This window comes from Streptomyces sp. NPDC016562 (genome assembly GCF_043076955.1).
Taxonomy (GTDB): domain Bacteria; phylum Actinomycetota; class Actinomycetes; order Streptomycetales; family Streptomycetaceae; genus Streptomyces.
Genome location: NZ_JBIBRZ010000001.1, coordinates 620,713 through 639,675, shown reverse-complemented (window position 1 = coordinate 639,675; position 18,963 = coordinate 620,713). Strand labels below are relative to the sequence as shown.

The following is an 18,963-nucleotide window of genomic DNA, read 5'->3' as shown; positions in this document are numbered from 1 at the left end:
CGGCCGTCCCCGCCGGTCCGCGGCCCCCGCTCACGGAGACGCCGGCCGCCCCCGCTGGACGAACAGCACCCCCAGCCCCACCACCAGCCACACCGCCCCCACGAGCTGCGCCGTCCTGGCGGCCCCGGCGATCACCGCGACCGTCACCGCGGCGCCCAGCACCGGGACCAGCAGGTGCTTCCACCAGTTCGGCGCGCCCTCCCGGCGCCGGACCACGAACCAGCCCACGACCGAGGCGTGCAGCAGCGTGAACGCCACCAGCGCGCCCACGTCCACCACGGACACCAGCTGGTCGAGGCCGTCGTCGCGCCGGGCCGCCCACACGGCCGCGGTCAGCGTGACCGCGGCCGACACCAGCAGCGCGGGCCGCGGGGCGCCGCCCGAGGTCCGCGCGAGCAGCCGGGGCAGGCGCCGCTCCCGGGCCATCGCGAACACCAGCCGCGCGGCCGCCGCCTGCCCGGCCAGCGCCGCGAAGGCCGCCCCCACCGCCTTGCTGACCGCCACCAGGTCGTGCAGCCAGGAGCCCACGGAGGACTCCACCGCGGTGTAGAAGGCCGGGCCCTGGCTCACCGGATCGGCCGCCAGCTCCGCCGAGGAGACCGGGCTGAGCAGCGCCACCAGGTAGGTCTGGAGGACGAACAGCACCCCGGCCAGCGCCAGGCAGGACAGCACCGCCCGCGCCACGCGCCGCGAACCCCCCGTCACCTCCTCGGCGAAGGAGGCGACGGCGTCGAAACCGAGGTACGAGAGCACCGCCACCGACACCGCCCCGAGGACGGCGCCCGCGGAGAAGCCGAGCGAGCCGTCGCCGGTCAGCGGGGAGAGCCAGCCGCGCCGGGCCCCGTCCTGGACCAAGGCGCCCACCGCGGCGACGACGAAGACGAGCAGGACCAGGACCTCCACGGCCAGCACGGCGAAGCCCACGCGCGCGGCCACCCGTACGCCCCACAGGTTGAGCAGGGTGGTGACCACGACGGCCAGCGCCGTCCACACCCAGCGGGAGACCTCCGGCACCAGCGCGTTCATCGCGATCCCCGAGAAGAGGTACGCCACGGCCGGGATCAGCAGGTAGTCCAGCATCGCCATCCACCCGGCGATCAGGCCCGCCCCCTCGCCGAGGCCCTTGCGCGCGTAGGTGAACACCGAGCCGGCCTGCGGGGCGACCCGCACCATCTGGGCGTACGAGAAGGCCGTGAAGGCCATCGCGGCGGTCGCGGCGAGGTACACGAGGGCGACGGCTCCGTGCGACCTGGCGTCCAGGGCGCCGAAGACCCCGACCGGGGCCATGGGGGCGATGAAGAGGAGCCCGTAGACGACCAGGTCCCGGAAGCCGAGGCTCCGGCGCAGGAGGCCGTCCTGGGCCGGCGGCGGTGCGGGCGCCGCCGTACTGGAGTGCGTACCGGACGCCATCGACCCTCCGAGTGATCCTGCGGACACGCTTGCGATCAAGTGTGGGGCGGACGGGGGACGAACGACCTGCTGGGCGCCCCCGTACGATGGAGGGCATGACTGCTGCCGCTTCCCGCCGTGTCCTGCTCGCCGCCCCTCGCGGCTACTGCGCGGGCGTCGACCGAGCCGTGATCGCTGTCGAGAAGGCCCTCGAGCAGTACGGCGCGCCGGTCTACGTCCGTCACGAGATCGTGCACAACAAGTACGTGGTCCAGACCCTGGAGAAGAAGGGCGCCATCTTCGTCGAGCGGACGGAGGAGGTGCCCGAGGGCTCCATCGTGATGTTCTCCGCGCACGGCGTGGCCCCCGTGGTGCACGAGGAGGCGGCGCGCGGCAAGCTCGCGACGATCGACGCGACCTGCCCGCTGGTCACCAAGGTGCACAAGGAAGCCATCCGCTACGCCAACGAGGACTTCGACATCCTCCTCATCGGCCACGAGGGCCACGAGGAGGTCATCGGCACCTCCGGCGAGGCCCCCGACCACATCACGATCGTCGACGGCCCGGACGACGTGGCCAACGTCGAGGTGCGCGACGAGTCGAAGGTCGTCTGGCTCTCCCAGACCACCCTGTCCGTCGACGAGACGATGGAGACCGTCGACGCGCTGAAGACGAAGTTCCCGCTGCTGGTCTCGCCGCCGAGCGACGACATCTGCTACGCCACCTCCAACCGGCAGGCCGCCGTCAAGGCGATGGGCGCGGACTCCGACCTGGTCATCGTGGTCGGCTCGAAGAACTCCTCGAACTCCATCCGGCTGGTCGAGGTCGCGCTCGACGCGGGCGCGCGCGCCGCGTACCTGGTCGACTTCGCGAGCGAGATCGACGAGGCCTGGCTGGAGGGCGTCGGCACGGTCGGCCTCACCTCGGGCGCCTCGGTGCCGGAGGTCCTGGTCGAGGAAGTCCTGGAGTGGCTCGCGGCGCGCGGCTACGAGGACGTCGAGATCGTCAAGACCGCCGAGGAGTCGATCGTCTTCTCGCTGCCCAAGGAGCTGCGCCGCGACCTGCGCGCGGAAGCGGCCGAACTGGTCGCCGACAAGTAACTCGTTTCGTACGGTATGTCCATGCAGATCATGGGTGTGGACATCGGCGGTTCCGGGATCAAGGGCGCTCCCGTCGACCTGGACCGCGGCGACCTGGCGCACGAGCGCCACAAAGTACTGACACCGCAGCCGGCCACCCCCGAGGGGGTGGCCGGCTGCGTCGCCGAGGTGGTCGGCGCGTTCTCCTGGTCGGGCCCGGTCGGGGTCACCTTCCCGGGCGTGGTCACGGGCGGCGTCACCCGCACGGCGGCGAACATGGACAAGGCGTGGGTCGGCGTCGACACGGCGGCGCTGCTCACGCGGGAGTTGGGCGGCCTGCCGGTCACGGTCCTGAACGACGCGGACGCGGCGGGGATCGCGGAGATGACGTACGGGGCCGGGCGCGGGCGGGGCGGCACGGTCATCATGCTCACGCTGGGCACGGGCATCGGATCCGCCCTGTTCACGGACGGGCGGCTGGTCCCGAACAGCGAGCTGGGGCACCTGGAGCTGAAGGGCCACGACGCGGAGACGCGCGCGTCGGTGAAGGCCAAGGAGGATGGGGACCTCACGTGGGAGCGGTGGGCGCACCGGGTCCAGAAGTACCTCGCGCACGTGGAGATGCTGTTCTCGCCGGACCTCTTCATCATCGGCGGCGGCGTGAGCCGCAAGCCGGAGAAGTTCCTGCCGCTGATCGAGGGCATCCGGGCGGAGATCGTCCCGGCGAAGCTGCAGAACAACGCGGGCATCGTGGGGGCGGCGATGGCGGCGGCGGAGGCCGGGAGGGCTGGGGAGGCCGGGGAGGCGGCTGCGAAGGCCTCGAAGTCGGGGGAGGCCGCGACGTAGAGAAGGCTGTCTAGGGGACGCGTCGGGGGAGCCGGCGCCGACCGATCAGCACGGCCTTGCGCACCACGGCGATGAGGGCGGCGGCCAGTGTCCCCGCGTACAGCCAGCCCGCGTGCAGGGACAGGACGGACACCAGCCCCATCAGCTGCCCGCCGAGGCCGCCGGAGCCGCCCGAGATGGGCCACACTCCGGCGGCGAAGGCGATGGGGACACTGATCGGCGCGGTGATCAGGTCGGCGGGCCGTACCCAGAGGCCGGTGGCGGCCGCGACGGGCACGAAGAGCAGCCCGTAGACGAAGAGCGAGGCGTCGAAGAGCAGCCAGCAGATCCCGCCGACCAGCACCATCGCGGCGCACGAGAACAGCCCGCCGCCCAGCCCGGTCAGCCGGGGCCGGGGCATCCGGCGCGCGGCGGTCACGGCGGCCACGGCCGGGCGCGTGCGCTGGGCCGGGGGCCGCACGGGCCGTCGCTGCCCCGGGGGTCGCCGCGGGTGAGGGGCCGGTCGCGTCCTGTATTGCTCCACCCCACCAAACTAGGCGGGGGGAGCGCCGGATCGGGCCCCGGACACGCGTACATCCACGGCCACTCATCGGAAAGTAAACTGTCCGGTGGCCCACCTCCGGGCCGCCGCCCCCTCCAGCTACGGGAAGTCGCCAACGTGTCGCTCACGATCGGAATCGTCGGCCTGCCGAATGTCGGCAAGTCGACCCTGTTCAACGCCCTGACCAAGAACGACGTGCTGGCGGCCAACTACCCGTTCGCCACCATCGAGCCGAACGTCGGCGTCGTCGGCGTCCCGGACAAGCGCCTCGCGGTCCTCGCGGACATCTTCGGCTCGCAGCGGGTGCTCCCGGCGACGGTCGACTTCGTCGACATCGCGGGCATCGTCCGCGGCGCCTCGGAGGGTGAGGGCCTGGGTAACAAGTTCCTCGCCAACATCCGCGAGTCCGACGCCATCTGCCAGGTCATCCGCGCCTTCAAGGACGAGAACGTCGTCCACGTCGACGGCAAGGTCTCGCCGAAGGACGACATCGAGACGATCAACACCGAGCTGATCCTCGCCGACCTCCAGTCCATCGAGAAGGCGGTGCCGCGCCTGACGAAGGAGTCCCGCCTCCAGAAGGAGAAGGTCGCGGTCCTGGCCGCCGTCGAGAAGGCGCAGAAGATCCTGGAGGAGGGCCACACCCTCTTCTCCCGCGGGATCACCAAGGGCACGGAGCAGGGCGACCTCCTCCACGAGCTCCACCTCCTGACGACGAAGCCCTTCCTCTACGTCTTCAACGTGGACGAGGACGAGCTGACGGACGACGCCTTCAAGGCCGAGCAGTCCGCCCTGGTCGCCCCCGCCGAGGCGATCTTCCTCAACGCCAAGCTGGAGGCGGACCTCGTCGAGCTCGACGACGACGAGGCCCTGGAACTCCTCCAGTCGGTCGGCCAGGACGAGCCGGGCATGGCCACCCTGGGCCGCGTCGGCTTCACCACGCTGGGCCTGCAGACCTACCTGACGGCCGGCCCGAAGGAAACCCGCGCCTGGACCATCAAGCGCGGCGCCACGGCCCCCGAGGCCGCCGGCGTGATCCACACCGACTTCCAGCGCGGCTTCATCAAGGCCGAGGTCATCTCCTTCGAGGACCTGGTCGCCTGCGGCTCGGTGGCGGAAGCCCGCGCGAAGGGCAAGGCCCGCATGGAGGGCAAGGACTACGTGATGCAGGACGGCGACGTGGTGGAGTTCCGCTTCAACGTCTGAGCGTGTGAATTAGCACCACGTCGCTCACTGGGCAAACCTGCAGGTCAGAAGGGCCCACCTCCTCGGAGGTGGGCCCTTGGTCTTTTTCCCGTGCTGGGATGGCCGACAGTCCATCAGGCACTTCTCCCTCCTGGGCTGGGCCGAGAGTGGTACGTTATTAGGTACCACTTGAGGAAAGAGGTCAGGTCATGTCCATAACCGCGAGCGAAGCCCGCAAGGAACTCTTTCCGCTGATCAAGAAGGTCAACGAGAACCACGAGGCCATCGAGATCGTCTCGAAGCACGGCAACGCCGTTCTCGTCTCGGCCGAGGACTACGCGGCGCTGCGCGAGGGCTCGTACCTGCTGCGCTCCCCGGCGAACGCCCGCCGGTTGCTCAAGGCGTACGAGAACGCCCTGGCTCACGTCAATGTGTCGGAGCGGGAGCTGATCGATCCGGACTCGGCAGACGCTGGTGCCGGTGCCGCGTGAGGCTTGTCTTCGAGGATCAGGGCTGGGAGGACTACACGTCCTGGCTCAAGAACGACCGCAAGATGCTCGCCCGGATCAACAAGCTCATCGAGGACGTCAGGCGTGACCCGTTTTCGGGGATCGGCAAGCCCGAACCTTTGAAGTACCACCTGCCTGGGGCGTGGTCGCGGCGGATCGACGACGAGCACCGTCTCGTCTACCTGGTGACCGACAAGGAGATCGTCATTCTCGCGGCTCGGTACCACTACTGAGGCGTGAGAGCCACTCGTAGCCGAGGAGGGCTTCCAGTTCCCCGTCGTTGACTGCGGCGGCGTCAGCGATCATGTGTCGGGTAAAGCGTGAGGTGTGCCCCCACCGGGGGCCCAGGAACCGCCCGCCGTTCAGTACGAGGTAGCGCGGGAGGCCGCCGTACATCCTCGTCACGTAGCGCTCGATGACATGGCCGTAGCCGATCTCCTTGGGATGCTGGGACGGCATCGCTCACCTCTCCGGGTGCAGGTCGGTACGGTCGATCCAGGTGGGGGCGACGAAAATGTCGTTGCCGACCGGAGCTTCGATGGCTTCCAGCAGGGACCACGCTCGGGCCTCTTCGACCAGGTGTTCCCAGGGCGCACGCCAGTCGAGCTGCCAGTCGAGGCCCGGGCCGGAGACGCAGTACGTGCGGCCGGCGTCCACCCGCCAGAACTGGGAGTAGAGGATCACCTGGGCGTGGTCGGCCAAGTCGTTGATGATCGCCCGAAATTGGGCAGAGGGCCAGCCTGGGCTGTCCGCTCCGGCATCGGTGCGCAGGCGGGCGGTCAGAGAGGGGACGATGGGGCTGCGGGCGCCGAGTTCGGTCATGGCCCAGCGCATACCGTCGGGCTCGGTCCAGTCCGGCGGGGTCGCCCGTTGGAAGCAGGCGCGGTAGGCGCGGCGCAGGGGCTCGATGGCGCCGTCGATCTCCAGGCTCGCCAGGGCCATGGCCGCCCATGCGCGGACGGTCGGATTGTGGCTTTCCAGCAGGCCGATGAGGGCTGGGCCGCAGCGGGGATCGCGCACTTCCTCGAAGACCTCGATGGCGGTCAGCTGACCGAAGCCACCGAGGGAAGGCAGCCCGTCGATGATGGCGGGGATGGCGTCGGCGCCGATCCAGATCAGCTCTGCGCGGGCGTCGTAGGACGCGACGGCCTCGGCGTCGAGCTGCTGGACGAGTGTGTCTATGTCGGAGGTCATGACGCGGAGTGGTCCCGGCGCCAGAAGGCCTCGGCCGGTCGGCGGGCGTACTGGCGGCCGTGCTGGTCGCAGGCGCCGAAGTCCTGGTAGGTGAGCTGGGCCTCGATCAGGGAGACCTTGTTCGCTCCGCCGTGCATGGTCGGCCAGCGGAACTGGACCCCGTCGTCCTCGCAGAGGCAGAGGGGGCAGATCTCGTAGGAGCCGGGCATGGCGTCGAGCACGCGGTGCCCGCAGCAGGGACAGGGGTAGCGGTCGCTCACCTGCGCAGTCTCGTTGGGGGCCGGCCGGTGCGCCATGGATTTCTCTGCCGCGGTACCCCCGGCCAGCTCGCAGCCATCCCAGGACAGTGCGGCGTCAGGTGTCGTAGACGGTGGAGCGGTGCCCGACGTGTACGAGCCACACCACGAGCTCTCCGTTGTCGATGGTGTAGACGACCCGGTGGTCGCCGACGCGCAGCCGGCGGCGTTCCGGCTGTGACACGAGAGCGGTGGTGTTCAGCCCCAGGGGGTCGCTCTCCAGTTCGGTCAGCTTGGCGAGGATGCGCAGTGCCACGTCGCGGGGGATCTTCCGAAGTTCGGCCTGCGCCTCCGGTCGAAAGACGGTCCGGTACTCACTCACCGCGCGCCAGCGTCTCCCTCATGACGTCCTCGATCGGGACGCCGGGTGCGGGGTTGGCCATGCGCTCGTCGATGATCCGGTTGATCTCGCGCTCTTCCCACATCTGGTACTTGCGCAGCACTTCGATGGAGACGACGGCGGCGACTTCCTTGCCCCGGCGCGTGATGACCGTGGGTACGTCGTCGCGGTCCGCACGCTCCACGACGTCCGCCAGGTGGGCGCGCACGTCGCGGATGGACTCTGTGGGCAGTGGTTGCGTCATGCGCTCAAGCGTACCGAGTGTGCCATGTGTACACAATCGACGGTCGGGCGACGTGCTGCTGACTTCACTTGCCCCGTGGTGGGGTGAGCTTGTCGAGGTCCAGGCTGATCTCGAAGGGCACCGGGCGCTGGAGGGTGCCACGGAAGATCCCGGCGGGCGCGTAGGCGCGGGTGGGTTCGTCGAGCTCGTAGACGTGTACTACGGGCGCCCCGTCCTCGTCCTCGATGCACCAGTAGTGGGGGATGCCGGCCTCCGCGTATTTGCGGAGCTTCACTGTGCGATCGCGGTGGGCGGACTCGGGCGATACGGCCTCCACGACGAGCTTCACGTCCTGCGGTGCGTACCAGGTGCGGTCCGGGTCATAGGGCAGGTCCGTCAGCAAGAGGTCCGGCTCGGGGCGGTTGCGGGCATCGAGACGGATCGTCATCTCCCGCTCGACTTCGAAGCCGGCCGGTGCCTGCGCCATGAGTGTCGTCGTCAAAGCGGTGACGAGGCGGCCATGCCAGGCCCGCTGTGGCGACATCATGAAGACGAGGGCTCCATCGATCAGCTCGGTGTGGCGGGGTGCCTCGGGGAGGCGGTCGAGGTCCTCCGCGAACCAGCCTTCCGCGCGCGGCGGGCGCATCCAGTCGGGCAGTGCGGTCATGGCTTCACGGTAGCGGCCCGCGGCTCAGGCTGGAGAGCCAACCGTCCCGGCCGGAGGATTTGCCGCGTGTGTTGCGCCTTGGCGTGTGCCGGGAGACCGAGGGAGATCGTGTCCGCTGAACGGAATGTCCGTACCAATGTCGCCTTCTATCCGCCCCAGGGTGATGGCGGAGCTTGGTGCGTCACGGCTGAGTGCCTGGAGCGGGCTCTGGGGGAGGCGTTCGCCGGGGCGAGCGTGGAATGTCGGGTCTCGGGGATCCGCGGCGCTTCGGTCCTCGATTTTGAGATCCCGCTGGCGCCTGGCGTGTGGATCGACGGGACGGCGTCGACGGCTGAACCCGACTGTGCCTACGTGGTGCTGACCGATGTGACCGCCGACGAAGCCGCCGCCTTCGGGCGGTGGCTCCGGGACTCCTTTGTGCCTGCACCGCACCTCGTCTGGTTCGCGAGCAGCCTTGCCGTGGCGAACGGCGAGCAGGGTCCTTGGCCGTTGCCGGCCGAGGGTGGGAGCGAAGTGATCGCGGCGGAGCTGCGCAGGCATCTCGGCTCTGTCTAGACCCGAAGTGCGTCGGGAGCCGGGGCTCGCGGACTGAGGGGCGCTTGGTGACGCCTCGTACAGAGCGACGGGCGTGGATGATCGGCGGATGGATGTCGTGGGGATGTTGGAGGCCGCCTCGTTGCTGGTGCCCGAGGGGGTGGCCACCGGGGACGACATCACCGTCGCCGATGTCTGGGACTACCTCGCGCACGACGAGTGGGAGGTCGGCCTCGGCCTGCTGGAAGAGCTGGCTGGTGAGTGGTCGGCGCCCGCGGGCTTCTGGGGGGAGATGGAGGTCGCCGCCGGGATGTTGGGGTTCGGGCGGAGCCGGGAGTGGTGCTGGTGGCGGGGGGCCGAGGAGCGGTTCGGAGTCATCCGGGCCGAGCTCGTGCTCCGGCCGGCCGGTGAGACCTTCCGGCGTACGCCGATGCCTGGGGCCGCGGTGATGCGGCCGATGTGGGACATCGGCCATCGGAGGGACGACGGGGCGTGTGAGCTGGACATCGCCGTGCTGTGGGTCGAGTTCATCGATGAGCTCGCACCCGGTGCCCAGGCTGCGGTCCGGCTCCTGCCCCTGACCGCGCCGCGGTGGCGGCACCTCGCCCCGGGCGACCGGATCACGCTGTACGAGACCGCGCAGGCCGGGGGCACGGCGACGATCCTGGAGGTCCGGCCGCCGGTGTCGGCGGTCGAGGCCTACTGAAGGCCCGGGCCGCGCCAGTGCCTTGCGGTGCAAGGTAATCGATGGCTATCTTGTGCCGCATGACAATGGAGCCGCCCGCAGCCGGTGACCAACGGCGCAGTCAGCTCCTGCGCGGAGTGCTCGACCTGTGTCTGCTGTCCCTGATCGCCGAACGGCCCCGCTACGGCTTCGAGTTCGCGCAAGCGCTCGCCGACGGCGGACTCCAGCTGGTCAGTGACGGCAGCATCTATCCGCTGCTCGCACGGATGGAGCGGGCGGGGCTCGTCTCCTCGTACCGCGCCCCGTCGCCAAGCGGCGGCGCCCCGCGCAAGTACTACCGCCTGACCGAGGCGGGGCGCGCCGAGCTGGGTGGGGGACGGGCCGACTGGCTCGCCTTCGCCGGGCCGGTGGGCCGGATCCTGAGCGGTACGCACTCCACGGGGGAGACCACACCATGACGAACGCGCAGATACTCGCCGCCTGCCGCAGCAACTGGGAGTACCGCGGGATCGACGACGCGTCCGTGCGGGAGATGCTCGACGAGCTCGCCGCGCACTTCGAGGACGCGGAGGCCGCCGGCCGCACCGCGCAGGACGTCGTCGGCCGGGACGTACGGGGCTTCGCCGCCTCCTGGGCGCGGGCGCGCGCCCCGCTGCCCCGCCGGGTGCTGCGTACCGCGGCGCTCGCCTGCTTCGTGCTCGGCTGGCTGCTGCTGTTCTCGTACGCGGCCCGCTGGAGCACGCAGTTGACGGTGACCGCCGACCACGTCGCCTTCTGGGTGGTCATGGCCACGGTGACGGTCGTCTGGGAGATGCGGCGCGGGAGCCTGGGGCTGGGCAGGAGCTGGGCGGTGGCGCTGCTCGTCGGTCTGCCCGCGGCGGCGCTCACCCGGTGGTTGGCCGGGGACGCGGCGCTGGTCACGCTGCCGCTGTGGGCCGCGCTCGCGCTGCTGCTGCCGGGACTGCCGTACGCCGTCGCCGATGTGCGGGCCAGGCGTCGTCCCGTCGCCGTTTCCGATCCCGTTTCGCCATCCGGGCGCTGAGGGCGCTGAGGGCGCTGAGCAGGTCAGAGGCCGCGTACCGAGGCGATGGTGAAGGTCGTGGGCGCGCCCGTGCTCGGGGTCAGGGGGCCGCCCTTGTCGAACTGTGAGCGGACCACCAGCGTGCGGCCCCGGGTGTGGGTCAGGGTGGTGGGGATCTGGAGTGCCGGGTCCGTCAGGGTGTGGACGAGGCGGGCGCGGGTGCCGTCCCCGGAGAGCTGCCAGCGGGTCAGCGTGTTGGGGACGTTGTGCGCCACCCGCAGGGTGCCGTCGGGGGAGAGGTCGAGGCCGTCGGCGGCCTTCAGGTCGCCGCCGACGAGGTCGACGCGGCGGACGGCGCCGTCCGCGAGGTCCACCCGGTAGAGGTCGCCCCCGGTCATGTCCACGGTGAGGAGGTAGCGGCCCGCCCGGTCCGAGACGATGCCGTTGAGGGTGAAGGTGCCCGCAGGGCGGGGCCGTAGCGCGGGGGTGAGGTCGTAGGCCTCGGTCAGGGTGCCGCTCCCGGCGGCCAGCTGGTCCGGGGTCACGCGGTAGATCACGGCGCGGACGCTGTCCGTGAGGTAGGCCGTCCCGTCCGGTGTGATCGTCAGGTCGTTGACGAAGCGGGGGCTCGCGCCGGCCACCTCGAAGTGGGCCAGGCGGGCGCCGGTCGCGGTGTCGTAGACCGCGACGCCGGCGGTCGAGTCCGTCACCCACAGGCGGCCCCGGTCGTCGACCCGCAGGCCGTTCGCCGTGCGACGGCCGTCGGTGCCCGACGGCAGGAACACCTCTGCCGTGCGTCGGCCGGGGCGGGCCCGGTAGACGGTGCCGTCCGCGTACGAGCCCACGTAGACCGTGTGGGTACGGGGATCCGCGGCGATGCCCTCGGGGTAGACCTTGCCGCCCGGTAGGGAGAAGGCCGTCGATATGCGGGCGTCCGTCGCCCCGGCCTGCTGCGGGGCCGCTCCCAGCGCGGCGAAGGCCAGGGTCGTGGTCAGAGCGACGGTGGTCAGAAGCCTCATCAGGTGTCCTCTTTCGAGTAGGTGAAGGCGAATGTATGTGAGAGCTCTAATGTCTGCAAGGGTGGCGTCGTAGGATGCGGGCATGACCTCCATGGCCCCCGGGGAACGCATCGGCTCGCACCTCAAGCGCGCCGAGCAGGCGCTCCTCGCGGCGAAGGCCGTTGCGCTCAAGCCGGCCGCAGTAACGGTTCCGCAGTACGCTGCCCTGCTCTGGCTCTCCGAGAAGCCCGGCATCTCCGCCGCCGCGCTCGCACGGCTGTGCGGGGTGACGCCGCCGACCATGAACACCGTGCTGAAGAACCTCCAGGAGCGCGGGTTCATCGAGCGGACCCCGCACGAGTGGCACCGCAACGTGCTGGAGACGCGTCTCACCGACGAGGGGCGCGCGGCCGCGGAGCTCGCCGACGCCGGCGCGGTGCGGGTGGAGCGCGCGCTCGCCGCCGCGTTCAGCGAGGAGGAGCGGGACCTGCTCATCGCGCTGCTGGGGCGGTGCGCCGAGGCGCTCGACGCGCAGCGCTGAGCGCGGGGCGGTCGGCGGTCCTCGGCTGGGGTGCGTCGGCCGGCGTGCGTCGGTTGGCGTGCGTCGGTCGGCGGTGCGGTTATCGTGATGCCTTTGCCGGGATGCGGAACTGTGCGCGGCTTTCGCACATCAGAAGCAGGGGATGGCCCAGCCGTTCTGCCCCCGGGGCAGTCGTGAGCGTTCGGAGCGAAGTGTCGTGAACCAGTACCAGGATGAGCCGCGGCCCAAGCGGTCCCGCGGGCGCATATGGATAGGCGCCGTGGTCGCCCTCGCACTCCTGCTGGGCGCCGGGGGTGGCTTCGCCGCCTGGAAGCTCGACTGGTTCTCGGGCAACGGCGAGGCCGTGAGCTTCGGCAAGACCACCCAGCCCCCGGCCACGCAGAAGGCGGAGCCGAGCGCTCCGCCCACTCCCGCGCAGCCCTCCGGTGACCCGGACGTCCTCATGCCGACCGGCCCGAAGTCCGACTTCAAGCAGACCACCAAGCTCGACGACGGCACGATCATCGCCAAGACCCGCCTCGCGGGCGCGAAGTCCGGCTTCGAGGGTGACGTGTGGGTGTGGGCGCCCAAGGAGTACGACGACCCGAAGTACGCCAAGAGCGGCTTCCCGGTGCTCATCGCGCTCCCCGGCGGCAACGGCTTCCCGGCCAACTACTGGTCCGACCGCAGCCTCGGCCTCCAGAAGGCCATCAGCGAGGGCGTCAAGGCCGGCACCAGCCTGCCGTTCATCGTGATCATGCCGGTGCTCAACCCGGACAACAAGTTCTACTACGACGGCTCCGACATCCCCGGCCAGGCCAAGATGGGCACGTGGATCGCCGAGGACGTCCCGGACTTCACCAAGGCCAACTTCCGTACGTACAAGTCGCGTGACGGCTGGGCCTTCATGGGGTCTTCCTCCGGCGCCTTCGTCGGGATGAAGACGGTCCTCCAGCACCCGGACAAGTTCAAGGCCGTGATCGCCAGCGGCGGCGAGCTCGTCCCCGATTCCCCGCTGTGGAAGGGCCACCAGGCGGAGATGGACGCGAACAACCCGGAGAAGCTCGCCAAGAAGCTGATCGACGCCAAGGGTCCGGAGGTCTACATCAACTTCCAGATCGGCACGAAGGAGAGCGGTAAGGGCGGGATGACGAAGTTCCAGCAGCAGTTCGGCCAGGGACCCGTCAAGATCACCATCCGCGACATCCAGAACGGCGAGCACAACGGTTGGCACTACGTCCGGGGCATGAAGGAAGGCTCCCTGGAGTGGATCAGCCGTGTGCTCAAGGGGCCGAAGCCGGACGGAGTCTGATCGGCGCCTGATGGGTGCCGGTGCCGGTGCCGATGCCGGTGCCCGGGCCGATGCCGGTGCTCGTGCCCGTGCCGATGCCGCCTCCGCTGCCGCCGCGCCTTCCGCCGTCGCTTCCGCTTTCGATTCCGCTTCCGTAGACGCGCCGAAGGCCGTCTGACCGGCGGCCCGGCGCCGCCCGACCGCTGCCCGGTACCGCCCGGCCGCCGCGCGACACGCCCCACCCGTCCCAGGCAACCCATCGCCTCGTTCATACCTCTGTAATGGGTGTAAGGGGGACCGATCGGTCCGACCCGCGCTCCGCCGTGAGCGCCGGAGAAGGAACGGGACAAAACCGTGCAGCATGACCAGCAAGGCGACGGCAGCCCCATGACCAAGGGCGGCCGTCGCCCCCACCGCCTGCGCCTCATCCTGATCGGCAGCGGGCTCGCGCTCACCCTCGCCGGAGGCGGAGCGGCAGCGTACAAGTACCACCTGTTCTCCGACATAGGGGATCCGGTCTCCTTCGGGAAGGTGCAGGAGAAGACGGCGGCGGCCGCCGCGGTTCCGCCGGAGGTGAGCATGCCCACGGGGCCGGCGGCCTCGTTCGTCCGCACGCACCGGCTGGCGGACGGCACCCAGATCGGCCGGACCACCCTGACGGGCAAGAAGTCCGGCTTCACGGGGGACGTGTGGGTGTGGGTGCCGAAGGAGTACGACGACCCGAAGTACGCCAAGAGCGGCTTCCCGGTCCTGATCTCCCTGCCCGGCGGCCGCGGCTACCCCACGAACTACTGGGGAACGGGCCCCGGCCTCGGCCTCCAGAAGGCCGTGAGCGACGGGGTCAAGGCCGGTACGTGCCTGCCCTTCATCCTGATCATGCCGGTGCACAACGCCGACACCAAGCACCACTTCGACGCGTCGGACATCCCCGGAGAGCCCAAGATGGGCACCTGGATGGCCGAGGACGTCCCGGATTTCACGAAGGCCAATTTCCGGACCTTCACCTCCCGTGACGGGTGGGCCTTCATGGGCTCCTCCGCCGGCGGATTCGGCGCCTTCAAGCACGTGCTGAAGTACCCCGACCGGTTCAAGGCCGCCATCGCGAGCGGGGTCGACATCGTCCCCGACTCCCCTCTGTGGAAGGGGAACACGCAGGCCATGGACGAGAACAACCCCGAGAAGCTCGCCGAGAAGCTGATCGCGGCGGGCGGTCCCGACGTCTACATCAACTTCCAGATCGGCACGGCCGAGGGCGGCCGCGACAAGGCCGAGAAGTTCATGAGCGAGTACGGGAGGGGTCCCGTGCACACCCGGCTCCAGGTGATCCAGGATGGTGAGCACACCGGAAAGTCGTACGTGCGCGGCATGAGGGAGGGCTCCCTGGAGTGGATCAGCAAGGTGATGAAGGCACCGACACCCGACCCCGGCGTGCGATGAGCACGGTGGTGAAGGGGGCATCGGCGGCCGCCGCGGCGGGGATCGCCGCGATGTGCGCCGTCGCGTTCCTCAAGGCGCCCGGCGAACGGACCGTGCACCCCTTCCCCACCGTCGGAGTACTGATGGCCGGCGGCGAGCACTGGTGCACGGCGAGTGTCGTCGACAGCCCGAAGGGCAATGTCGTCGCCACCGCCGCGCACTGCGTGGCCCCCGCCGGCGAGGACGGGCAGCCGGGCGAGCTCGCCCACGACGGCCTGGCCATCGGCGAGCTCTCCTTCGCCCCCGCCTTCTCCGGCGAGGGCTCGGGCAGCCAGCCGCTGGGGGTGTGGAAGGTCCGTTCGATCCACGTGGACGAGCGCTGGACGAAGTGGGGCGAGGAGACCGCCGACTTCGCCTTCCTCACCATCGCGCCGGACAAGGACGGGCGCAGCGTCCAGCAGGCCGTCGGCGGGCGCGCCGAGGCGCCCCGTCCCGACTGGACCTCCGGGTACGAGCGGGACGTGACGGTCGTCGGCTACCCGGAGTCCGAGCACAACCCGCAGAACAAGCCCGTCTCCTGCACCACGCAGACCCGGCACGACGAGGAGGACCCCGACATGCTCTACATGAGCTGCGCCGGGTTCTGGACGGGGACCAGCGGCAGCCCCTGGATCGCGGACCGGGGCGGGCCCGACGCCGCCGGGCGGCTGATCGGGGTGCTCAGCGGCGGGGACACGGACGTGGACTCGACGGCGGCGCTGTTCGACGAGCACGCGAAGGCGCTGTACGAGCGGGCCGCGCGGGGCTGAGGGCCCGGCCGCCGCACGTCTTCGGGCTCGCCCCTTCAGCCGGGGCGGCCGGCCGCTTCTGCGCCTGAGGCGCACCTTTCGAGGCGTCCTCTCTTCCCGCGTCACTTCTTCTGGCGCTCCGTCGTGACGATCACGCCCACCGCCGCCACCACGATCGCGCCGCCCGCCACGATCGGCCAGGTCAGGGCCTCGCCCAGGATCAGTGCGCCGAGCGCGACGGCCACGACCGGATTGACGTACGCGTACGTGGCCACCAGCGACAGAGGCGCGGCCTGGAGCAGCCACACGTACGCCGTGAAACCGACCAGCGAGCCGAAGAGGATCAGGTAGCCGAGGGCGAGCCAGGAGGTGGTGGAGAAGGCCGCCGGATCCAGGCCGCGGTGCTCACCGCGCAGCAGGCCGCAGGTCATCGCGGCCGCCCCGCCGGCCAGCATCTGGTACGCGCTGCCGGTGAAGGGGTTGCCCGGCAGGCTGAGCTTGGACGACGAGAACGAGCCGAGCGACCACATGAGCGAGGCCGCCACGACCATCAGCACCCCCGACAGCCGCACGTCGCCGCTCAGCCCGGGGCTGGTGAGCACCGCGAGCCCGGCCAGGCCGACCAGGACCCCGCCCAGGGTGCGCAGCGGGGGCCGGTCGCCGGTGCTCGCGCGCAGCACGACCACCCACATCGGTACGCCCGCCACCAGCAGCGCCGCCAGGCCCGACGGCACCCAGGTCTCGCCGAGGGCGACCAGGCCGTTGCCGCCGGGGATCAGCAGCAGGCCGACCAGGGCCGCCGAGCCGAGCTGGGCGCGGGTGACGCGGAGTGCGGCCGGGCCGTGGCGCCAGGCGACGGCCGCGGCCAGCAGCAGGCCCGCGGTCATGAACCGCACTCCCGCGGACAGGAAGGGCGGCATGGTCTCGACGACGACGCGGATGCCGAGGTAGGTGGACCCCCAGACGACGTAGACGAGGCCGAGGGCGGTCCAGACCGCGCCGGTGATCTTGCCCTGCGAGGACTCCACGGGCTGCTGCCCGTCCACCGGCGTTGAGGTGCTCATGGCTGGATCCTACGGTTGGTGGTCTCTGCAGGCTTCCTGATTTCTCAGCCCTTGAGGAGGGCGTTCACCTCGCCGTACGGGAGGGCGTGCGCGAGCGCGTCGTAGGTGCCGCTGGACATGAGCTCCTCGGCGGCGCGGCGGACGACGGCGTACGCGGCTCCGGCGACCCAGGAGCCGAGGCTGACGCGGGAGACGCCGAGGGCGCCGAGGGCGGCGACGGTCGGGGCGTCGGGGCCGAGGAGGAGGTTGAGGGGGGCGTCGATGCCCTTGGCCAGTTCGGTGACCGTGGCCGGGTCGAGGACGCCGGGCACGAAGATGCCGGTGGCGCCCGCGCGGAGGTAGGCGGCGGCGCGGGCCAGGGTCTCGTCGAGGCGGGTGGCGGGGTCGCCGATGCCCTGGAGGTAGGTGTCGATGCGCGCGTTGATGTAGAGCGGGACCCCGGCGGCGTCGGCGGCGGCGCGGGCGGCGGCCAGGCGCTCGGCCATCTCGGCGGGGGTGCGGGTGGCGCCGTCCTCGATGTTGACGCCGACCGCGCCGGCGGCGAGGACGCCGGTGACGGTCTCGCCGACGGCGTCGGCGTCGGCGCCGAAGCCGCCCTCGATGTCGGCGGTGACGGGGACGGAGACGGCGGCGGCCACGCGGGCGACGAGGTCGAGGGCCCGGTCGCGGGCGAGCGCGTCGCCGTCGGGCGAGCCGAGGGACCAGGCGACGCCCGCGCTGGTGGTGGCGACGGCGGGGGCGCCGGTGGCCTCGACGATGCGGGCGCTGGCGACGTCCCAGGCGTTGGCGAGGGCGAGGGGGGTCGTGGGGGTGTGCAGGGCCGCGAACGCGGCGGCTTTGGCGGCGAGGTCAACGTTGGTGGTCATGGGCTCAGTTGATCAGACCCTGCGGGTCCGGGGCTCGCGGATTTGCGACATCGTGGTGGGGTGGGTGTGTGCCTGCCGCGCCGCTGCCGGGGCTCCACCCCGGACCCCGCGCCTCAAACGCCGGCGGGGCTGAATCTGCGCGGCTCGGCCCCGGACCTCCGGCTCATGCTCTGGCGGGGCTGGGAGTGCGAGGTTCGGCCCCGGACCCCGCGCCTCAAACGCCGGCGGGGCTGAATGGGCGCGGCTCCGCCCGGGACCCCGGCTCAACCGCTGGCGGGGCTGGATGGGAGGGGCTCCGCCCGGGGCCCGGCTCAAGGGCCGGCGGGGCTGGGTGGGTCAGGGCGCCAGGCCTGACTTTGCGCCTGCGCCGCACAGGGGGAGGACCGCCGTGCGGCCTCGCAGGGGGTTCGTGGGGGACCAGGGGCCTACCGCCGCCCAGCAGGCCGCGGCCGTCGGTTCGACGAAGAAGCCGCGGCGGGCCAGGTCGCGTTGGGCCTCGCGGAGATCGGTGTCCGGGACCGTCAGGAAGGTGCCGCCCGACGCGCGGACCGCGGCCAGGATCTGGCGGGCCCGTGGGGGCGCCGGGATGGCGATGCCCTCGGCCAGCGTAGGCAGTTGCGGTACCGGATCCGCGTCCTGCGCGCCCGCCGCGAAGGCCTCCGCCAGCGGGGCCACCGCCTGCGACTGCACCGCGATCAGGGCCGGCGGCCGCACCCCGCGCCGGGTCAGCTCCGCCACGGCCAGCGCGGCCCCGAGCAGCAGGGTGCCGTTGCCCACCGGGAGCACCAGCACCTCGGGCAGCCGCCCGCCCAGCTCCTCCCACACCTCGTACACGTACGTCTTGGTGCCGTGCAGGAAGTACGGGTTGAACACGTGGCTCGCGTAGAAGACCCCGGGCGCGTCCGCCTCCGTACGGGCGGCCCGGGCCGCGGCCTCGCGGCCGCCCGCGATGACCCGTACGGCCGCCCCGTGGGCCCGCATCTGTTCGGTCTTCTTCTCCGAGACCCCCTCGGGCACGAAGACCTCGCACGGCAGCCCCGCCCGCGCGCAGTACGCCGCGACCGAGGTCCCCGCGTTGCCGCTGCTGTCCGCCACGACCCGCTGCGGCGCCAGCCGCCGGGCCAGCTCCGCGAGCATCACGGCGCCCCGGTCCTTGAACGACAGCGTCGGCATCAGGAAGTCGAGCTTGGCGTGGATCCGCTCCGCCAGCGGAACCAGCGGCGTACGCCCCTCCGCCATCGACACGGAGAACGCCCCCGGCAGCGGCAGGACGGAGCCGTAGCGCCACAGTGAATTCGGTCCGGCCGACGGGTCGAGCGGGGCGGCCGGGTCCGGCGTGAAATCGAGGTCCCACGGGCCCGCGCACACCGGGCACCCCCACGGCGCAGTCCGGACATCCGCGCGTGTACCGTCCTCTGAGCAGACGTAACCGGGGGTCGCGTGCGTCATGTGCGGAGCGCCTTTACTCGATCATGGTCGGTGTGTGGCACGGATGGTACGCGTCCGCCACC

The 18,963-nt window shown here is 71.3% G+C and carries 25 protein-coding genes; 13 read left to right on the top strand and 12 right to left on the bottom strand.

Annotated elements, in window-relative coordinates:
• Positions 1-30 precede the first annotated feature (30 nt).
• Positions 31-1,410, bottom strand: a complete 1,380-nt coding sequence (locus ACF059_RS02940; RefSeq protein WP_392050528.1) for an APC family permease — start codon at positions 1,408-1,410, stop codon at positions 31-33.
• Between the two features lie 86 nt (positions 1,411-1,496).
• On the opposite strand from ACF059_RS02940, the gene ACF059_RS02935 reads away from it, so the two are divergent.
• Both ACF059_RS02935 and ppgK read left to right on the top strand, forming a co-directional pair.
• Positions 1,497-2,489, top strand: coding sequence for a 4-hydroxy-3-methylbut-2-enyl diphosphate reductase (locus ACF059_RS02935; RefSeq protein ID WP_392050525.1), 993 nt, complete (start codon positions 1,497-1,499; stop codon positions 2,487-2,489).
• 21 nt (positions 2,490-2,510) lie between these two features.
• On the top strand, positions 2,511-3,314 hold the full coding sequence (ppgK, locus tag ACF059_RS02930) for a polyphosphate--glucose phosphotransferase (RefSeq protein ID WP_392050522.1): 804 nt from the start codon (positions 2,511-2,513) through the stop codon (positions 3,312-3,314).
• A gap of 10 nt (positions 3,315-3,324) precedes the next feature.
• Here ppgK and ACF059_RS02925 read toward each other — a convergent pair whose 3' ends face one another.
• A complete protein-coding gene (locus ACF059_RS02925) occupies positions 3,325-3,741 on the bottom strand; it encodes a DUF6542 domain-containing protein (protein ID WP_392050519.1) in 417 nt (138 codons plus the stop codon).
• A gap of 231 nt (positions 3,742-3,972) precedes the next feature.
• Here ACF059_RS02925 and ychF point away from each other — a divergent pair, with 231 nt between their 5' ends.
• From ychF to ACF059_RS02910, 3 genes are all read left to right on the top strand, one after another.
• Complete coding sequence (gene ychF, locus ACF059_RS02920; protein ID WP_360898758.1) at positions 3,973-5,061, top strand: redox-regulated ATPase YchF; 1,089 nt, start codon at positions 3,973-3,975, stop codon at positions 5,059-5,061.
• Positions 5,062-5,249: 188 nt separating this feature from the next.
• Positions 5,250-5,531: a type II toxin-antitoxin system Phd/YefM family antitoxin gene (locus ACF059_RS02915; protein ID WP_099889684.1), complete on the top strand. Its 282-nt coding sequence runs from the start codon at positions 5,250-5,252 to the stop codon at positions 5,529-5,531.
• Positions 5,528-5,782 (top strand): Txe/YoeB family addiction module toxin, encoded by a 255-nt coding sequence (locus ACF059_RS02910; RefSeq protein ID WP_168530032.1) that lies wholly within the window; start codon positions 5,528-5,530, stop codon positions 5,780-5,782. The genes ACF059_RS02915 and ACF059_RS02910 overlap by 4 nt, the downstream gene beginning before the upstream one ends.
• On the opposite strand, the gene ACF059_RS02905 is transcribed toward ACF059_RS02910, so the two are convergent.
• The 6 genes from ACF059_RS02905 to ACF059_RS02880 all read right to left on the bottom strand — a co-directional run bounded on the left by ACF059_RS02905 (position 5,754) and on the right by ACF059_RS02880 (position 8,269).
• On the bottom strand, positions 5,754-6,008 hold the full coding sequence (locus ACF059_RS02905; RefSeq protein WP_392050514.1) for a DUF6000 family protein: 255 nt from the start codon (positions 6,006-6,008) through the stop codon (positions 5,754-5,756). The two genes, ACF059_RS02910 and ACF059_RS02905, sit on opposite strands and share 29 nt — an antisense overlap.
• Before the next feature lie 3 nt (positions 6,009-6,011).
• On the bottom strand, positions 6,012-6,743 hold the full coding sequence (locus ACF059_RS02900; RefSeq protein WP_392050511.1) for a HEAT repeat domain-containing protein: 732 nt from the start codon (positions 6,741-6,743) through the stop codon (positions 6,012-6,014).
• Positions 6,740-7,003 (bottom strand): CPCC family cysteine-rich protein, encoded by a 264-nt coding sequence (locus ACF059_RS02895; RefSeq protein ID WP_392050508.1) that lies wholly within the window; start codon positions 7,001-7,003, stop codon positions 6,740-6,742. Before ACF059_RS02895 ends, ACF059_RS02900 begins: the two co-directional genes overlap by 4 nt.
• A 94-nt stretch (positions 7,004-7,097) precedes the next feature.
• Complete coding sequence (locus tag ACF059_RS02890; RefSeq protein WP_392050505.1) at positions 7,098-7,361, bottom strand: type II toxin-antitoxin system RelE/ParE family toxin; 264 nt, start codon at positions 7,359-7,361, stop codon at positions 7,098-7,100.
• Positions 7,354-7,623 carry a type II toxin-antitoxin system Phd/YefM family antitoxin gene (locus tag ACF059_RS02885; RefSeq protein ID WP_392050502.1) on the bottom strand — a complete coding sequence of 90 codons (270 nt, stop codon included), beginning with the start codon at positions 7,621-7,623 and terminating at the stop codon, positions 7,354-7,356. Before ACF059_RS02885 ends, ACF059_RS02890 begins: the two co-directional genes overlap by 8 nt.
• Positions 7,624-7,687: 64 nt before the next feature.
• Complete coding sequence (locus tag ACF059_RS02880; RefSeq protein WP_392050499.1) at positions 7,688-8,269, bottom strand: Uma2 family endonuclease; 582 nt, start codon at positions 8,267-8,269, stop codon at positions 7,688-7,690.
• 108 nt (positions 8,270-8,377) lie between these two features.
• On the opposite strand from ACF059_RS02880, the gene ACF059_RS02875 reads away from it, so the two are divergent.
• From ACF059_RS02875 to ACF059_RS02860, 4 genes are all read left to right on the top strand, one after another.
• A complete protein-coding gene (locus tag ACF059_RS02875) occupies positions 8,378-8,824 on the top strand; it encodes a hypothetical protein (RefSeq protein ID WP_392050496.1) in 447 nt (148 codons plus the stop codon).
• An 88-nt stretch (positions 8,825-8,912) separates the two neighbouring features.
• On the top strand, positions 8,913-9,509 hold the full coding sequence (locus tag ACF059_RS02870) for a hypothetical protein (RefSeq protein WP_392050493.1): 597 nt from the start codon (positions 8,913-8,915) through the stop codon (positions 9,507-9,509).
• Positions 9,510-9,568: 59 nt separating this feature from the next.
• Complete coding sequence (locus tag ACF059_RS02865) at positions 9,569-9,946, top strand: PadR family transcriptional regulator (protein WP_392050490.1); 378 nt, start codon at positions 9,569-9,571, stop codon at positions 9,944-9,946.
• On the top strand, positions 9,943-10,530 hold the full coding sequence (locus tag ACF059_RS02860) for a hypothetical protein (RefSeq protein WP_392050487.1): 588 nt from the start codon (positions 9,943-9,945) through the stop codon (positions 10,528-10,530). Before ACF059_RS02865 ends, ACF059_RS02860 begins: the two co-directional genes overlap by 4 nt.
• Before the next feature lie 23 nt (positions 10,531-10,553).
• Here the strand turns inward: ACF059_RS02860 and ACF059_RS02855 are convergent, their stop codons facing one another.
• Positions 10,554-11,528 carry an SMP-30/gluconolactonase/LRE family protein gene (locus ACF059_RS02855; RefSeq protein WP_392050484.1) on the bottom strand — a complete coding sequence of 325 codons (975 nt, stop codon included), beginning with the start codon at positions 11,526-11,528 and terminating at the stop codon, positions 10,554-10,556.
• Positions 11,529-11,610: 82 nt separating this feature from the next.
• Between ACF059_RS02855 and ACF059_RS02850 the strand changes: the two genes are divergently transcribed.
• The 4 genes from ACF059_RS02850 to ACF059_RS02835 all read left to right on the top strand — a co-directional run bounded on the left by ACF059_RS02850 (position 11,611) and on the right by ACF059_RS02835 (position 15,543).
• Complete coding sequence (locus ACF059_RS02850) at positions 11,611-12,048, top strand: MarR family transcriptional regulator (protein WP_366868197.1); 438 nt, start codon at positions 11,611-11,613, stop codon at positions 12,046-12,048.
• A 259-nt stretch (positions 12,049-12,307) separates the two neighbouring features.
• The gene (locus ACF059_RS02845; protein WP_392050481.1) at positions 12,308-13,339 is read left to right on the top strand and encodes an alpha/beta hydrolase; all 1,032 of its coding nucleotides are present in this window, start codon (positions 12,308-12,310) and stop codon (positions 13,337-13,339) included.
• Between the two features lie 333 nt (positions 13,340-13,672).
• A complete protein-coding gene (locus tag ACF059_RS02840; RefSeq protein ID WP_392050479.1) occupies positions 13,673-14,755 on the top strand; it encodes an alpha/beta hydrolase in 1,083 nt (360 codons plus the stop codon).
• The gene (locus ACF059_RS02835) at positions 14,752-15,543 is read left to right on the top strand and encodes a trypsin-like serine peptidase (RefSeq protein ID WP_392050476.1); all 792 of its coding nucleotides are present in this window, start codon (positions 14,752-14,754) and stop codon (positions 15,541-15,543) included. The genes ACF059_RS02840 and ACF059_RS02835 overlap by 4 nt, the downstream gene beginning before the upstream one ends.
• Positions 15,544-15,644: 101 nt before the next feature.
• On the opposite strand, the gene ACF059_RS02830 is transcribed toward ACF059_RS02835, so the two are convergent.
• The 3 genes from ACF059_RS02830 to ACF059_RS02820 all read right to left on the bottom strand — a co-directional run bounded on the left by ACF059_RS02830 (position 15,645) and on the right by ACF059_RS02820 (position 18,901).
• On the bottom strand, positions 15,645-16,586 hold the full coding sequence (locus ACF059_RS02830; protein WP_392050473.1) for an EamA family transporter: 942 nt from the start codon (positions 16,584-16,586) through the stop codon (positions 15,645-15,647).
• Positions 16,587-16,630: 44 nt separating this feature from the next.
• Positions 16,631-17,452 (bottom strand): isocitrate lyase/phosphoenolpyruvate mutase family protein, encoded by an 822-nt coding sequence (locus ACF059_RS02825; RefSeq protein WP_392050470.1) that lies wholly within the window; start codon positions 17,450-17,452, stop codon positions 16,631-16,633.
• 336 nt (positions 17,453-17,788) lie between these two features.
• A complete protein-coding gene (locus ACF059_RS02820; protein WP_392050467.1) occupies positions 17,789-18,901 on the bottom strand; it encodes a pyridoxal-phosphate dependent enzyme in 1,113 nt (370 codons plus the stop codon).
• Positions 18,902-18,963: the final 62 nt, after the last annotated feature.